This window comes from Methylocystis sp. IM3, assembly GCF_038070105.1.
Taxonomy (GTDB): domain Bacteria; phylum Pseudomonadota; class Alphaproteobacteria; order Rhizobiales; family Beijerinckiaceae; genus Methylocystis.
Map to the genome: position 1 here is coordinate 1,700,138 of NZ_JBBPBZ010000002.1, position 14,294 is coordinate 1,714,431.

A 14,294-nucleotide genomic window follows, 5' to 3' on the forward strand; every position below is an offset into this window, starting at 1 on the left:
TATAGGCATTCGTCGCTGTGGCGGCAATGATGGGCGACCTACATGCAGGAAGACAGGAGGATTGCCCGATGATCCGCGACTATACGAACATCGCCGCGAATGAGCGGACTTTTCTGGCCTGGATACGGACGGGAGTCGCCGTCATCGCGCTCGGGTTCGTCATCGAGCGATTCAATCTGTTTCTGCTCGCTATGGCGGGGGAGGCCGGCGAATCGGCGGCGATGCGATTTCACCACCTGGCCAGTCCATCCGGCCGCTATGGCGGCATAACGCTCGTCGGGGCCGGCGTTGCCCTGATCATCGTCGCGACGTTGAGGTTTTTGCAGACGGCGCGCCTGATCGAAGATGGCGAGGCGCATACGCCAGCGGCGACCCGCGTCACTCTCGTCACCCTTTCCGCCCTTGTGCTCGGCGTCGCGGTTTTCTGCGCCTATCTGGCGGTCGGGTGATCAGCCGAACCAGACGAAGGCGAAGGAAACCAGCAGCGCCAGAGCGAAGCCGATCACCGCATTCAGTAGAAAGCCGTTCCCGAATTCATTCATCGCCAGACCTCATCCTCGCGACCGCAAGGGAGCTGGCGGAGACGGTGGGATTCGAACCCACGATAGGGTTTCCCCTATAACGATTTAGCAAACCGTCGCCTTCAGCCTCTCGGCCACGTCTCCTTCCGCGCGACGCGCGGCAAGCGACATATGCCAAAGCCTCTCTCTCTTGGCAAGCAGCGGCCGTGAATTGTCCCCGCAGCCAGAAATCCCAAACCCATTGGCGGCTCAGAAGGCAGAGTCCTGCCAAACGCAATGAAACGGAAATGGCAAAGCTAAAGATTAGTTCCAAATCATTACTTGAGCTTGGCAATAAGCCTGCCGTTAATTCGTGACTTTTACGCAACAGCACAGGCTCAAACTGCGGTTAAGCTTCAGTCTGTTGGACGGATTTCGTTGACTGTGCAGGGGGGCTGCTGATGGATAGGGCCATGGCTGAGCGGGGAACTGAATCGTTTCTCCGGCTAGGCCAGGCGAAAAGGTTGGAAGCGTGCGCTTGGGCGCGGTTCCGACAAAATTTGTTCAAAGAGGCTGGAATGAAAAAAATCGCTCTTTCCGTCGCCGCGCTCGCGCTGACCGCTGGTTCTGCGCTCGCCGCCGATCTCCCCTCCCGCAAGGGTCCGCCGGTCCTTCCCCCGCCGCCCCCGCCGCCGCCCATGTGGACCGGCTTCTACGTCGGCCTGAACGCCGGCGGCACCTGGGCCAACAGCAACCAGCAGGTCGTCGCGGTCGGCCCGGTCGGCGTGGCTCCGAACTGGTCGCCCGGCTGGATCACCGGCGAGCAGGCCAACTACATCGGCGCCTTCAGCCTGGCCGCCTCTGCGGGCGGCGTGAACTCGGGCAACAACGCCGGCTTCATCGGCGGCGGCCAGATCGGCTACAACTGGCAGTTCTACAACAACTTCGTTGTGGGCCTCGAGGCTGACATCCAGGGCATCGCCTCCAGCAATTCGTCGCGCACCTTCGCGACCGGCTCGGCCGTTCCCGGCATCGCCGGCAGCGCGCTCGGCGACTCCTTCGCCGGCATCCACAGCGTGCGCGGCAGCCTCGACTATCTCGGCACGGTGCGCGGCCGCCTCGGCTGGCTGTTCACCCCCACCCTGCTGGTCTATGGCACGGGCGGTCTGGCCTATGGCGGCGTGACGCTGAACTATGCGTCGGCTGTCGTCCCGTCGGGCATCTGGGGCAATACGCTCGCTCCGAGCTTCGGCGGCGTCAACTTCTCGAACACGCAGGTCGGCTGGACGGCCGGCGGCGGCCTCGAGTGGATGTTCATGCCGAACTGGTCGGCCAAGGTCGAGTATCTCTATTACGATCTCGGCACGGTCACGCAGAACTTCGCCCTGGCGTCGTTCGACCCGAACTTCCCGGGCGCCTTCGGCGGCAACGGCGGCGCCCTGTTCGGCGGCCAGGTGCGTGCGCGCCTCAACGGCAACATCGTTCGCGCTGGCGTGAACTATCACTTCAACTGGGGCGCTCCCGCTCCGGTCGTCGCGAAATACTGATCGAACTCTTTCGAGTTCTTGGGTCCCAGGAGCCCGGCCGCAAGGCCGGGCTCTTTTTTTGTGTCCTTTGCGCCACAGTGGCGCGAAAAGCAAAGCCTCAGGTCGGTGAATGACGACATAGCGTTTGACGCGAATGGTCAAGCTAAAGCAAAAAGAGGGCGTGGCGAACGGGGCGAGTTTTCGCGCCTGAGCCGAGGCTACTTCAGAGCGCGCGCCATTGGTTGTGTCGTTCAGCCGACGAAGAGGTATGAAATGAAAAAGATTGCACTTTCCTTCGCCGCTTTGGCCGTGACGGCGGGCTCCGCCCTCGCCGCCGATCTTCCCTCCCGCAAGGGCCCGGCGGTCCTTCCGCCGCCGCCCCCGCCGCCGCCCATGTGGACCGGCTTCTACGTCGGCCTGAACGCCGGCGGCACCTGGGCCAACAGCAACCAGCAGACCATGGCGGTCGGCCCCATCGGCGCGGACCCGACTTGGGCTACGCTGGCGCCGGCCATCCAGCCCCAGTATCTGGCTGCGTTCTCCGCCGCCGCGTCGGCGACGGGCGTGAACTCCGGCAGCAACGGCGGCTTCATCGGCGGCGGCCAGATCGGCTACAACTGGCAGTTCTACAACAACTTCGTCGTTGGCCTCGAGGCTGACATCCAGGGCATCGCCGGCAACAGCGGCAGCCGTACTGTGGCGAATGGCGTTACGGTCGGGGCGCTCGGTGGCTTGCGCGCCGCCGACGGCTACGCTTCGCTCACCACCGCGCGCGGCAGCCTGGATTATCTCGGCACCGTCCGGGGCCGTTTGGGCTGGCTGTTCACGCCGACCCTGCTGGTCTATGGCACGGGCGGTCTCGCCTATGGCGGCGTGACCCTGAACGCGGCGACGGTCGTGACGACGACGGGCGTCAGCCCGTGGGCGCTCGCCCAGCCCGCCTCGTTCGGCTCGGTGAACTTCTCGAACACGCAGGTCGGCTGGACGGCCGGCGGTGGCCTCGAATGGATGTTCATGCCGAACTGGTCGGCCAAGGTCGAGTATCTGTATTACGATCTCGGCACGGTGACGCAGAACTTCGCCCTGGTGGCTTCTGACCCGGTTGCGCCGACCGGCAACGCCCTGTTCGGCGGCCAGGTGCGCGGCCGCCTGAACGGCAACATCGTTCGGGCTGGCTTGAACTATCATTTCAACTGGGGCGCGCCGGCTCCGGTCGTCGCCAAATACTGATCGACTTTTCGAGGTTTCGACTCTGGAGCCCGGCCGCAAGGCCGGGCTCTTCGCTTTTGTGTCCTTCGTGCCACAGTTCTGGCGAAAGCGATGCAATTTGAATGGCAACGGTCAAGATAGGCTTTGACTGCAACGGTCAAGCTCGATCAAAAAGGCGGGGAGGCACACGGAGCGGTTGTCGCGACTGGGCCAGACAACTTCAGAGCGCGACGCGGTTGTTGCGTCGTCGAGCCGACGAAGAGGTATGAAGATGAAAAAGATTGCGCTTTCCCTTGCTGCTCTGGCCGTGACGGCGGGCTCCGCCCTCGCCGCCGATCTTCCCTCCCGCAAGGGCCCGGCGGTCCTCCCCCCGCCGCCCCCGCCGCCGCCCATGTGGACGGGGTTCTATGTCGGCCTCAACGCAGGTGGCGCCTGGGCCAACAGCAACGGTCAGTATCTCGGGATGGGGCCGGTCGGCGCCAGCGCGGGCTGGCCGCATGGCGGCGCCGCTCTGACCGATTCGTATCTAGCCGCTTTCTCGGCGGCGGGTTCGGCCGCCGGGACGAACAGTGGCGGGAACGGCGGCTTCATCGGCGGCGGCCAGATCGGTTACAACTGGCAGTTTTACAACAACTTGGTCGTGGGTCTGGAGGCCGACATCGAGGGCATCGCCGGCAATAGCGGCAGCCGCGCCTTCATGACCGGCGCGTCGGTTGCTGACGGCAGCAATTACGTGGGCGTTCACTCGGTGCGCGGCAGCCTCGACTATCTGGGCACCGTCCGCGGCCGTCTCGGTTGGCTCTTCATGCCTACCATGCTCGTTTACGGCACGGGCGGTCTCGCCTACGGCGGCGTGACGCTGAACTCGACGTCGATGATCTACAATGACTTCTTCGTCAACCAGCTGACGGCTGCGGGCGCGCCTGTTCTCCCGGTCTCTGTCGGTGGAGTCAACTTCTCGAATACGCAGGTCGGCTGGACGGCCGGCGGCGGTCTCGAATGGATGTTCATGCCGAACTGGTCGGCCAAGGTCGAGTATCTCTATTATGACCTGGGCACGGTCACGCAGAACTTCGCGATGGCGGCCACGAACAACAACACCGGACTCAACGCCATTTTCGGCGGGCAGACGCGCGCGCGCGTGAATGGCAATATCGTTCGCGCCGGCGTGAACTATCACTTCAACTGGGGCTCTCCGGCCCCGATCATCGCGAAATACTGATCGGACTGTCGTCCTCAACAAGAAGCCTGGCCGCAGCGCCAGGCTTTTTGCATGAGAGGCATGGCGGACGATCATGTCGGCGCGCCATCGGAAGGGGAGGGCGATGGGCGCATGGGGCGAGGGTTTTTACCTCTTCGGCCGCGCAGAAGCTTGCCAGCTGTTCATCACGTTCAACGATTCGCGGTCCGGTCGGTTGTATGCAAACGACGAACTGAATAGCGTGAGCTTTAGCGTTGTGGAAATGGGCAGTTCCGTGCATCCCGATGATTTTTTCGACCTGATCGATCGATTGGCGGCAGCGGACCGGATCGAGGCCGCCTCTGTTGTCATCTGCGATTTCACCCGAGCCTGGGGGTTGCATAACGTCGCCTACGCGGCGTTGAACATGCCAGCTCCCGGGGCGCAAAGACCGCTCCTTTCTGTTACTTATTCCGCTGAGTGGCAGAAGCATTACGCGCAGAGCGGCTACGTGGACCTCGACCCCATCGTGCGGTCCGGACTTGGCGGAATCCTGCCTGTCGATTGGGCCGATATCGACCGGGGCGACCCGATCATTCGCAAGTTTTTCGGCGAGGCCCAGGAACTCGACGTCGGCGCCAATGGCTTGACGATCCCCATGCGTGGCCGTTTGGGGGAGTTCGCCCTCTTCTCCGTCACCAGCAATGAGACCGAGGCCGAGTGGCGCGCGATGAAGCGTGATCTGATGCGCGATCTGATGATTGTCGCATTCAACTTTCACGCGGCGGCGTTGCGCGGCTGCGGCGTGGCGGAGGAAACGGGCGTCCATCTTCCCCCGCGCGAAGCAAGCTGTCTCAGGTGGAAGGCGCTCGGCAAGACCGACGACGAAATCGGACGCATTTTGGGAATCAGCCCACATACTGTGAGATTCCACCTCGAATCCGCCCGCGCGCGACTCAATACTGTCAACGCCACGCACACGGTCGCAAAGGCTCTCGCGCTCGGCCTGATTAACATGTCGTACGAGCCTACCCACCTTTTCCCCCGGAAACGGTGATAACCCCCCTTTTTTGGGAGGGGAAAGTCGCCTCGACAACCGATTCACCTCCCATTTTCGGGAGGTGATAACCCACTGTCATTGCTGCATTTTCCTGAAATCGTAAAGCTTACGATGGAGGAGTTGGCAATGATCAGACTTATTCCGGGCGAGTGGCGGGACCGTTACCCCCGGCTCATTGACGAAATGCATCGGCTGCGCCGCAGCGTCTTTCACGAGCGGCTGAAGTGGCAAGTGACGGTGATCAACCGCTGGGAGATCGACGGCTATGACGCTCTCGATCCTCTCTATGTCCTGTCTCTCGATGAAGACGAACGAGTGATTGGCGGGCTCAGGCTGTTGCCGACCACCGGATTCAATATGCTGAATGACACTTTTCCGCAGCTTCTGCCGGACGGGGCGCGAATTGAGAGCCCGCTGATCTGGGAATCGAGTCGGTTCACCGTGCGAATGACGGGAGACACGCGGGTGGATGTTCCCACGATAAGCCGCGCCACGGCCGAATTGGGGCTGGCGCTCAACGAAATCGGCAAGGCCGCGTCGCTCACGCATATCGTCACAGTCTACGACCGGGTCATGCACCGCATGCTGATGCGTTGCGGTTGCGCGGGCGAGCCTCTCGGTCCTCCGCAAATGATCGGCGGCGTCGAAACCTACGCTGTCCTCTACGAGGTCGGGCCAGGATGGGACGCGCGCGTGCGCAACCTCGCCGGGGTGGCGAGCGTGACGCTCGAGCCGGAAGCCATCAGGAACATGCAGGCGCGGTTGGCGTGCTGAACACGAAGCCAAGCGATGGGAAAATCAGGAGAGGGCAGAGAATGATACGCTTCATCACTTACAGAAACTTCCCCCTGCTCGACGTGCAAATAGAGAGGGACTACCGGCGCCGCTGCAATGGTGATGCGGTCGCCGTGCTCGCTGAGATCGAGGAGGTCGAGTTCGTCGGCTCACTACGCCGGGTGCGCCGCGGATCCAGGAGGAGCCGGGACTGGCTGCTCAGTCTGGCTCGGGAGATGGACGCCCTCTCGAAAACGCCAGAGACGCTCCCTTCTCGTCCTTCATCGTCCCGCCTCATTGCGGCAAACGCCACGCATAGGACGACAGGCAAAGCTCGCCTCAGAGGCGCTCGCCGCTGAGGGACAGGACGACGCGCGTCTGGCTCGAGACGCGCGTCGCGCACTCCCCCGGCGCCCGCTTTCCTTAATTGACGTAAGCCGTGATCGCGAAGGTGACGGCGGCTGCGGCGGCGAGTATCGAGACAATGGCGGTAAACGAGCTCATGACATTTCCCTCTGCCTCTAGCGACGCCGCAGGGTTTCTTCTTTCTGGGAGATTAACCCGCAGCGCGGCATAATAACGCACCCTGTCCGGGCAGGGCGCAAGCGGGAAAAGTTGTGCAACGCACGATGCGTAGCGGCGCTAGGCGTCGCCGCCGCACGAAAATGCGTGAGCGAATAGCGCTGAGAGAAGATCGCCGCAACGCGGCGACGATCCTTCGCGAGCCAGGGCTCAAGCGATTGCCTTCAGCCTCGCTCTCAGATCGCCAATTTCCGCTTCGGCCCGGACCTGCTCCGTTACGTCGTACTGAACTCCCAGGAAATAAATCAGCGTTCCCTGCTCGTCGAAAAGCGGCGTGATGTTGAGCTTGTTGTGGAAAAGCACGCCATCCTTGCGATAGTTCCTCAGGGTTACCTCTACAGGCTGGCGGCTACGGATCGATTCGCGCAGCCGTTGCAGCCCCTCCTGATCGCGGTCCTGGCCTTGCAGGAAGCGGCAGTTCCGGCCCAGAATCTCTCTTGGCTCATAGCCGGTGATCTCCTCGAATCGCTTGTTGACGTAAACGATGGGCGCATCCTCGAGATCGGGGTCCGTCAGGGTGATTCCGTTGACGCAGGTGTCCAGAATCGTGGTGAGGATCTCCGGAATGATTTCGGACTTTTTCACCGAAAAGATCTGCGCCTTGTCCTGAGCCTTGGCGCGCGCCCAGACGCGATAGGCGGAGGGCGCCATGCCAGCATAGCGCCGGAACGCCCGCCGGAAACTCGCTTCGTCGATGAAGCCTGCGCTCGCCGCCAGCTCTTTTACGGGTTTCTCGCTGGTCTCGAGTAGCGTCCGCGCCGTTTCGACCCGAATGCGGTCGATGAAGCTCTTCGGAGACTCGCCGCAGGCGATCTTGAGCTTGCGGTGCAGTGTGCGCTCGGAGGTGGAGAGGGAGCGCGCCAGATCCTGCGCGTTGAAATCGGCGTCGGCCTGCCGGACGATTCGCTCCGCCTCCGTGAGAAACGCGTCGGCGCTTCCCGAGACCGTGACCGGGCTGTAACCGGCGGCGCGCGCGGGACCCTTGGCGGGGCCCATGTCGCCGAGTGTGAAATCGGCGGCGAGGCGCCCCACTTCTGCGCCGCAGAGCGTCTTCAGCACATGCAAACCGACGTCGATCCAGGACATCGGCCCCGCCGCGGTAACGACGCGGCGGTCGTCGATGAGCCGCGCGCCCCAAGCCAAATCCGCGCGGGGATAACGCTTTTTCAGATCCTCGTGATGCCACCAGCTGGTCGTGCAGCGGCGTCCTTCGAGGAGTCCGGCCTCGCCGAGCAGGAAAACGCCTGAGCCGCACGCGCCGATCAGCGCGCCGCGCGAATGGTGCCGGCGCAGCCAGGCCGCCGCCGCGCCAAAGTTCGCCATGTCCGGAACCTCGCCTTCCGGACCCGGCGCGAAGCTCGGCACGATGATGGCGTCGCAGACCGCAATTTCGTCGAAAGACGTCTCCACATCGAAGCGCGCGCCCGCTCCATCGAGAATCGGACGAGCGGCGACGCCGGCGGTCACGGTGCAGAAATCCGCCCCCGCCGGGGCGTCTCCGGCCGGAGGCATGGAGGCGCCTATCCTGCGCTTGGCGAGCGAAAAAAAGTCGGACAAACCGACAAAAGCGGAGCCTAGACAGCCATCCAGGCCCGCGACGACGATTTTGAGCATGCCTCCCCACCAATTTCGTTTTTTGGCGAATTATGGACTCGATTTGGCTATTTCGCCATCCTGACCTAGGATGGCTCCAACCTCATGTTGAGTATGGCGAGGGCATCCGTCCTCTGTCACGATGCTGTTACACGGGCCGGTTTTCCTCGCGAATTCAGCGGGGCGCGCCCAGGGAGGTGCAAATGAAGGCGAATTGGAAGAAATATTTGCCTTGGGTCGTCTTCGTCGCCGTCGCTGTGGTTCTTTTTGCGATGTTCCAGCATCAGCAATCCCGCACGCCGGCGCGCGAGATAACCTTCAGCGAGCTGCTGGTGCAGATCGACGAAGGCCGCGTGCACGACGTCACGATCGCGGGCAATGAAATCACGGGACACTTCAACGACAACCGCTCCTTCACGACCTATGCGCCGAACGATCCGTCGCTCGTTCAGAAGCTCGAGTCTAAAAAGGTGCAGATCAGCGCCAAGCCGGGCGGAGAGAATCCGGGCTGGCTGTCCACGCTGCTCGTGAATGGCCTGCCGTTGCTGCTGTTCATCGGCGTCTGGATCTACATGGCCCGCCAAATGCAGGGCGGCGCCGGCGGCCGCGCGATGGGCTTTGGCAAGTCGAAGGCGAAGCTTTTGACGGAGATGGCCGGCAAGGTGACGTTCGAGGACGTCGCGGGCGTGGACGAGGCGAAGGAAGACCTGCAGGAGATCGTCGAGTTCCTGCGCGATCCGGGCAAGTTCCAGCGTCTGGGCGGCCGCATTCCGCGCGGCGTGCTGCTGGTCGGCCCGCCCGGCACGGGCAAGACCCTTCTGGCGCGCGCTATCGCGGGCGAAGCGGGCGTGCCCTTCTTCTCGATCTCGGGCTCTGACTTCGTCGAGATGTTCGTGGGCGTCGGCGCGAGCCGCGTGCGCGACATGTTCGACCAGGCCAAGAAGAACGCGCCCTGCATCATCTTCGTCGACGAAATCGACGCGGTCGGCCGCCATCGCGGCGCGGGCCTCGGCGGCGGCAACGACGAGCGCGAGCAGACGCTGAACCAGCTGCTGGTCGAGATGGACGGCTTCGAGGCGAATGAGGGCATCATCCTGATCGCCGCGACCAACCGTCCGGACGTGCTCGATCCGGCGCTGATGCGTCCGGGCCGCTTCGACCGTCAGATCCAGGTGCCGAACCCCGACTTCATCGGCCGCGAGAAGATCCTCAAGGTTCACGCCCGCAAGGTGCCGCTGGCGCCGGACGTCGACCTCAAGGTGGTGGCGCGCGGCACGCCGGGCTTCTCGGGCGCGGATCTGATGAACCTCGTCAACGAGGCGGCGCTGCTGGCGGCGCGGCGCTCGAAGCGGATCGTCACGAACCAGGAGTTCGAGGACTCGCGCGACAAGATCATGATGGGCGCGGAACGCCGCACGCTCAGCATGACCGAGGAAGAGAAGAAGCTCACGGCCTATCACGAGGGCGGCCATGCGCTGGTCCAGCTGACTGTGCCGGGGGCGATGCCGATCCACAAGGCGACGATCATCCCGCGCGGCCGCGCGCTGGGCATGGTGCAGGGCCTGCCGGAGCGCGATCAGGTGTCTCAGACCTATGAGCAGCTGACGGCGATGCTGGCGATCGCCATGGGCGGGCGCGTGGCGGAGGAGTTGATCTTCGGCCACGACAAGGTGACCTCCGGCGCGGCGTCGGACATCCAGCAGTGCACGCGAGTGGCTCGGGCGATGATCACGCAGCTGGGCTTCTCGGACAAGCTGGGGACGGTGGCCTACGCCGAGCCGCAGCAGGAGCAGTTCCTTGGCTATTCGCTCGGCCGGCAGCAGACCCTCTCCGAGGCGACGCAGCAGACGATCGACGCCGAGGTGCGGCGCCTGGTTCAGGAGGCCTATGACAAGGCCAGGGAGATCCTGACCGAGAAGCGGGGGCAGCTCGACACGCTGGCCAATGGCCTGCTGGAGTTCGAGACGCTGACCGGCGAGGAGATGCGCGGCCTGCTGCAGGGCAAGCGCCCGGTGCGAGAGGACACGAGCGCCTCGTCGCCCCAGCCGCCCCGCGGCTCGGCGGTGCCCACAACCGGGCAGAAGCCCGAGCCCGATGTCGAAGGCGGCGTAGCGCCCCAGCCCATCTGAGCGATGGTCGCATGAGAAAAGGGAAGGCCCGGCGGTGTCCGGGCCTTTTCTTTTGGAGAGGCTCGGGCGGGCTTTTGGCTTGTCGAGAAACCACCGGGGAGGCCCCTGATCCGCGCAAGGATGGGGCCTGAGCAGCGCACATCTACAGGCCCTCGCGCCAAGGCCCCTGCGCGGCAGGCGCTCGTAGCAGAGCGCCGCCTCCATGGAGACTTTTCCTGATTTTCCCCGAAATGCGCCGATGTCAATGTTGCGATGCAAAATCAATGAAATGTGGCGAACCGGGGCATGGCGGTTTTTGGCTCCAGATTGGCGACAAAGTCACTGTTGTCTTGCTGCGTAGAAAGCAAGATGAAACAGCTTCGAGGGGAGACCTCGAGAGCTCTCTCAAAAGGAGGAGTTATAATATGGCTTCGACGACGAGCGCAGCTGCTGGCGCAGCTGCTGAGGTACAAGTAGTCGATCTGCGTGGCATGTGGATTGGCCTTGCGGTCCTGAACATTTTCTATCTGATCGTCCGCATTTACGAGCAGATCTACGGCTGGCGCGCTGGCCTGGACTCTTTTGCTCCTGAGTTCCAGACGTATTGGATGTCGATCCTGTGGACGGAGATTCCGCTGGAGCTCGTCTCCGGTCTGGGCCTTGCCGGCTATCTGTGGAAGACCCGCGACCGCAACGTTGACGCGGTTTCGCCGCGTGAAGAGATGCGCCGCCTGGTTGTTCTGGTTCAGTGGCTTGTCGTTTACGGCATCGCCATTTACTGGGGCGCTTCGTTCTTCACGGAGCAGGACGGCACGTGGCACATGACGGTGATTCGCGACACGGACTTCACGCCGTCGCACATCATCGAGTTCTACATGAGCTATCCGATCTATTCGGTGATCGCGGTTGGCGCGTTCTTCTATGCGAAGACCCGCATTCCGTATTTTGCTCATGGCTACTCGCTGGCGTTCCTGATCGTCGCCATCGGCCCGTTCATGATCATCCCGAACGTTGGCCTGAATGAGTGGGGCCACACCTTCTGGTTCATGGAAGAGCTGTTCGTTGCTCCGCTTCACTGGGGCTTCGTGTTCTTCGGCTGGATGGCCCTGGGCGTCTTCGGCGTCGTGCTGCAGATCCTGATGCGCATCCATGCGCTGATCGGCAAGGAAGGCGTCGCCCTCCTCACCGAGTAATACTTGTCATCAAGCTGCTCGCGCCTTCGGGCGCGAGCGGTCCCTGGAGAGTGGAGGCAGAGCAGATGATCGCGAATTTACTGATCTTGGCTTCCGTATTGTCGCCCCTGGCCTTCTGGCTGGCGGCGCCGCGCCGGGTCCCCGTGCCCGTGAAGCAGCGTCTGAGGGCGCCAAACAGAAGCTTCTGAGACAAGTCTCGTCTCCCAGCCTGACTGTCTTTACCCGCCGATGCCGCACCCGCGGCGCCGCGCGGGTAAGCTTCTTTTCGAGAGCTTCGCTCCTGTTTCTCACGCAAGCTTCGCTTGTCCGATTGCAATTTGCCGTCGGGCGATTAGATCGTTCCTGCGGCGCGCGAGCCCATGTTCGCGAGCATATCGGGAGAGCCTCTATGAACGATCTTCTCGTCATCGCCTTTTCCTCGGAGCAGAAGGCCGAGGAAGTGCGGCAAAAGCTGTTTCAGATGCAGAAGGAATATTTGATTGAACTGGGCGACGCAGTTGTCGCCGTGAAGGAGCCCGACGGCCAAATCAAGCTCAATCAGCTCTTCAACACCACGGCGATCGGCGGCGTCTCCGGCATGTTCTGGGGCGCGCTGATCGGCTTGATCTTCATGATGCCGCTCGCGGGCGCGGCGCTCGGCGCGGCCTCCGGCGCGGTCTCGGGCGCGTTGACTGATTTCGGCATCGACGACAAATTCATGAAGGACGTGGCCGAGGCCGTGCCGCCCGGCGGCGCCGCGCTTTTCGTGCTGGTCCGCAAAATGACCACGGATAAGGTGCTGGAAGGCCTGCGTGGCGTCGGCGGGACCGTCCTGCGCACATCTTTCGAGAAATCAAAGGACGAGGCTATCCGCGCGGCGCTCGCCGCCCAGAGTCCCACGGGCTGAGACGAAAAACAGCAAAAAAATGCGCCGGCTTCAAAGAGGCCGGCGCGCTTGCATCGAAAGAGATCTCAGACCTCGCCTTGCGCGCGGCGGTGCGTGTGAAACGTCATATAGAGGCTCACGCCGACGAAGATGACGCCGACGAGCGCCACGATGATGAAGAGCGACGAACGCTGCACGATCGCGATCGCGGGAACGAAGAGCGCAAGGATCAATCCGACCACGCAGATTTGCCAGGCCGACGCGTGGACGCCGGCGACAAAGGTGCCGAGCGCGAGAAGGACCATGAGATTGAGGCCCGTCGCGTTCACGTCCACGAGTGCGCGCATCGTCGGGGTGTAGATGAGCCACATGGCGGCGAGGAAAGCCGCCCAATGCAGAATTTGCGTCCAGACCAGCTTTACGTGCTCTTGGCGGGTCTCGGCGTTTCGCCAACCGACATAGATGCACAGAACGCAGTAGACGAGGGTGAGAATTTCCCAATAGAGGCCAATCGGCTGGCCTGTGAAGGTGACAAGGCCGATGCCGAACACCGCCATCGACAGCATGATGATATAGGGAAGATCAATCTTGAGAACGTCGAGGAAGAGCACTTCCGCCGGTTGGGTTTTGATTTCCTCTAAACCTTCCTCGAGCGCGGTCACCCACGAGGCCTCGTGTTGTTGCGGCTTTTCCGCGTGAGGTTCGGTCGGCTCGCCGCCCGCCGTTTCGGGGGTGTTGGACATCGTCATATCCTTGGAAGTTCAGTTTTGGGAAAGGGCGCCGTTTAAAGCCCGGGGAGGATAGTGCGCGCCTCCCAACTCGGCAACCGCCGGAATTTGTCCGGTTTTGCGGCTTTGCCGTCTGCCGCGCATCCGAAAAGCTGCGAGCTTATGACGCGACCGCGAGGAAAATATGAAGAAAACGCTGCTTCTCTCCGCCTTTGTTCTGATGGTCGGCTTCGGCGTCTGGTCGCTTTATGCCGGCAGCCGCTACCAGGCCCTTTGCGAACTCTCCTACTGGTCGGCGAGCGCGGAGGAGCTCAAACTCTGCGATGAAAGAGCGGTTGAACTGGGAGGGAAATAAATCAATGGACGAAAAAGACGGCGGCCCCGGCAATGGCTGCGAACAGCACCGAGGCGATGACGGCGTTGGCGATGGGGGCTCTGAGGATCATGTGGCCTGAGGATGGGGCGCCGTCTTGGGCCTTTCAATCCGACAAAACAGCGCGCGGCCATGAGTCGCGGGGCGGATATCTCTTTGTGGCCGGAGCGCCCATTGCTTAAACTGGCGGCGAGGGGCAACGGCCGCAAGGAGTGAGCTGATTCATGAAAAACTCAATTCTCGTCACAGTGTTGTTGGCGATGATCACGAGCGCCGCGGCGGCGAGGGGCGGGCAGCAGACCTGGATTCTGGTTTGTCCGAACAGCCTGCCCAAAAGCGACTGCAATCTGACGACCGCCGCGAAATGGTATCATCTCCCGTCGTCACAGGCCTCCGCGGCCACTCCGCAAATCAAGGCCGCCCGCGCGCAGGTCGGCGCCACCCTCGACAAAGGATTCTACGTCTCGATAGAGCAGTTTCCGGCTGGCGTTTCGATGGGTGAGCGGGGCAGGGTCTTCAAGGCCTGCGACCCGCAGGGCGCGGCGCCTTCGGACTCGCAGGAGGCCGCATGGGCCGAACGCGGCCAATGCCTCCGCTGATTGG

14 protein-coding genes and 1 tRNA gene are annotated in these 14,294 nt (G+C 62.7%); 12 read left to right on the forward strand and 3 right to left on the reverse strand.

The genetic code is table 11. The annotated features are described in order from the left end of the window. Positions 1 to 68 precede the first annotated feature (68 nt). Complete coding sequence (locus tag WOC76_RS10140; protein ID WP_341107131.1) at positions 69 to 449, forward strand: YidH family protein; 381 nt, start codon at positions 69 to 71, stop codon at positions 447 to 449. 126 nt (positions 450 to 575) lie between these two features. Here WOC76_RS10140 and WOC76_RS10145 read toward each other — a convergent pair. Then, positions 576 to 665: transfer RNA gene (locus tag WOC76_RS10145), tRNA-Ser, on the reverse strand. Positions 666 to 1,078: 413 nt separating this feature from the next. Here WOC76_RS10145 and WOC76_RS10150 point away from each other — a divergent pair. From WOC76_RS10150 to WOC76_RS10175, 6 genes are all read left to right on the forward strand, one after another. Beyond that, positions 1,079 to 2,047 (forward strand): outer membrane protein, encoded by a 969-nt coding sequence (locus WOC76_RS10150; RefSeq protein ID WP_341107129.1) that lies wholly within the window; start codon positions 1,079 to 1,081, stop codon positions 2,045 to 2,047. 252 nt (positions 2,048 to 2,299) lie between these two features. After that, entirely contained in the window at positions 2,300 to 3,256 is a 957-nt protein-coding gene (locus WOC76_RS10155; protein ID WP_341107127.1) for an outer membrane protein, read from the forward strand. Positions 3,257 to 3,506: 250 nt separating this feature from the next. Further along, positions 3,507 to 4,457, forward strand: coding sequence for an outer membrane protein (locus WOC76_RS10160; protein ID WP_341388226.1), 951 nt, complete (start codon positions 3,507 to 3,509; stop codon positions 4,455 to 4,457). A 73-nt stretch (positions 4,458 to 4,530) separates the two neighbouring features. Then, positions 4,531 to 5,472, forward strand: coding sequence for a LuxR family transcriptional regulator (locus tag WOC76_RS10165; protein ID WP_341107124.1), 942 nt, complete (start codon positions 4,531 to 4,533; stop codon positions 5,470 to 5,472). Between the two features lie 129 nt (positions 5,473 to 5,601). Further along, a complete protein-coding gene (locus WOC76_RS10170; RefSeq protein WP_341107123.1) occupies positions 5,602 to 6,249 on the forward strand; it encodes an acyl-homoserine-lactone synthase in 648 nt (215 codons plus the stop codon). A gap of 41 nt (positions 6,250 to 6,290) precedes the next feature. Beyond that, on the forward strand, positions 6,291 to 6,608 hold the full coding sequence (locus tag WOC76_RS10175; RefSeq protein ID WP_341431403.1) for a hypothetical protein: 318 nt from the start codon (positions 6,291 to 6,293) through the stop codon (positions 6,606 to 6,608). Between the two features lie 373 nt (positions 6,609 to 6,981). Here WOC76_RS10175 and WOC76_RS10180 read toward each other — a convergent pair whose 3' ends face one another. After that, positions 6,982 to 8,343 (reverse strand): GlxA family transcriptional regulator, encoded by a 1,362-nt coding sequence (locus WOC76_RS10180; protein WP_341431404.1) that lies wholly within the window; start codon positions 8,341 to 8,343, stop codon positions 6,982 to 6,984. Positions 8,344 to 8,627: 284 nt separating this feature from the next. Here WOC76_RS10180 and ftsH point away from each other — a divergent pair, with 284 nt between their 5' ends. From ftsH to WOC76_RS10195, 3 genes are all read left to right on the forward strand, one after another. Further along, on the forward strand, positions 8,628 to 10,553 hold the full coding sequence (gene ftsH / locus WOC76_RS10185) for an ATP-dependent zinc metalloprotease FtsH (RefSeq protein WP_341388231.1): 1,926 nt from the start codon (positions 8,628 to 8,630) through the stop codon (positions 10,551 to 10,553). 404 nt (positions 10,554 to 10,957) lie between these two features. Further along, positions 10,958 to 11,725 (forward strand): bacterial ammonia monooxygenase, subunit AmoC, encoded by a 768-nt coding sequence (gene amoC, locus WOC76_RS10190; protein WP_341103640.1) that lies wholly within the window; start codon positions 10,958 to 10,960, stop codon positions 11,723 to 11,725. A gap of 388 nt (positions 11,726 to 12,113) precedes the next feature. After that, positions 12,114 to 12,611, forward strand: coding sequence for a DUF1269 domain-containing protein (locus WOC76_RS10195; protein WP_341107116.1), 498 nt, complete (start codon positions 12,114 to 12,116; stop codon positions 12,609 to 12,611). Between the two features lie 65 nt (positions 12,612 to 12,676). Here the strand turns inward: WOC76_RS10195 and WOC76_RS10200 are convergent, their stop codons facing one another. Next, entirely contained in the window at positions 12,677 to 13,333 is a 657-nt protein-coding gene (locus WOC76_RS10200) for a hypothetical protein (RefSeq protein WP_341107114.1), read from the reverse strand. Between the two features lie 169 nt (positions 13,334 to 13,502). Between WOC76_RS10200 and WOC76_RS10205 the strand changes: the two genes are divergently transcribed. Next, complete coding sequence (locus tag WOC76_RS10205; RefSeq protein ID WP_341107112.1) at positions 13,503 to 13,673, forward strand: hypothetical protein; 171 nt, start codon at positions 13,503 to 13,505, stop codon at positions 13,671 to 13,673. Positions 13,674 to 13,915: 242 nt separating this feature from the next. Then, positions 13,916 to 14,290 carry a hypothetical protein gene (locus WOC76_RS10210; RefSeq protein ID WP_341107110.1) on the forward strand — a complete coding sequence of 125 codons (375 nt, stop codon included), beginning with the start codon at positions 13,916 to 13,918 and terminating at the stop codon, positions 14,288 to 14,290. Positions 14,291 to 14,294: the final 4 nt, after the last annotated feature.

Bases quoted from the DNA above. Each gene is read 5' to 3' on its own strand.
- WOC76_RS10195 (WP_341107116.1), top strand. From the start codon at position 12,114: ATGAACGATCTTCTCGTCATCGCCTTTTCCTCGGAGCAGAAGGCCGAG.
- WOC76_RS10140 (WP_341107131.1), top strand. From the start codon at position 69: ATGATCCGCGACTATACGAACATCGCCGCGAATGAGCGGACTTTTCTG.
- ftsH (WP_341388231.1), top strand. From the start codon at position 8,628: ATGAAGGCGAATTGGAAGAAATATTTGCCTTGGGTCGTCTTCGTCGCC.
- WOC76_RS10200 (WP_341107114.1), bottom strand. From the start codon at position 13,333: ATGTCCAACACCCCCGAAACGGCGGGCGGCGAGCCGACCGAACCTCAC.
- WOC76_RS10160 (WP_341388226.1), top strand. From the start codon at position 3,507: ATGAAAAAGATTGCGCTTTCCCTTGCTGCTCTGGCCGTGACGGCGGGC.
- amoC (WP_341103640.1), top strand. From the start codon at position 10,958: ATGGCTTCGACGACGAGCGCAGCTGCTGGCGCAGCTGCTGAGGTACAA.
- WOC76_RS10175 (WP_341431403.1), top strand. From the start codon at position 6,291: ATGATACGCTTCATCACTTACAGAAACTTCCCCCTGCTCGACGTGCAA.
- WOC76_RS10155 (WP_341107127.1), top strand. From the start codon at position 2,300: ATGAAAAAGATTGCACTTTCCTTCGCCGCTTTGGCCGTGACGGCGGGC.
- WOC76_RS10180 (WP_341431404.1), bottom strand. From the start codon at position 8,343: ATGCCTCCGGCCGGAGACGCCCCGGCGGGGGCGGATTTCTGCACCGTG.
- WOC76_RS10165 (WP_341107124.1), top strand. From the start codon at position 4,531: ATGTCGGCGCGCCATCGGAAGGGGAGGGCGATGGGCGCATGGGGCGAG.
- WOC76_RS10170 (WP_341107123.1), top strand. From the start codon at position 5,602: ATGATCAGACTTATTCCGGGCGAGTGGCGGGACCGTTACCCCCGGCTC.
- WOC76_RS10150 (WP_341107129.1), top strand. From the start codon at position 1,079: ATGAAAAAAATCGCTCTTTCCGTCGCCGCGCTCGCGCTGACCGCTGGT.
- WOC76_RS10210 (WP_341107110.1), top strand. From the start codon at position 13,916: ATGAAAAACTCAATTCTCGTCACAGTGTTGTTGGCGATGATCACGAGC.
- WOC76_RS10205 (WP_341107112.1), top strand. From the start codon at position 13,503: ATGAAGAAAACGCTGCTTCTCTCCGCCTTTGTTCTGATGGTCGGCTTC.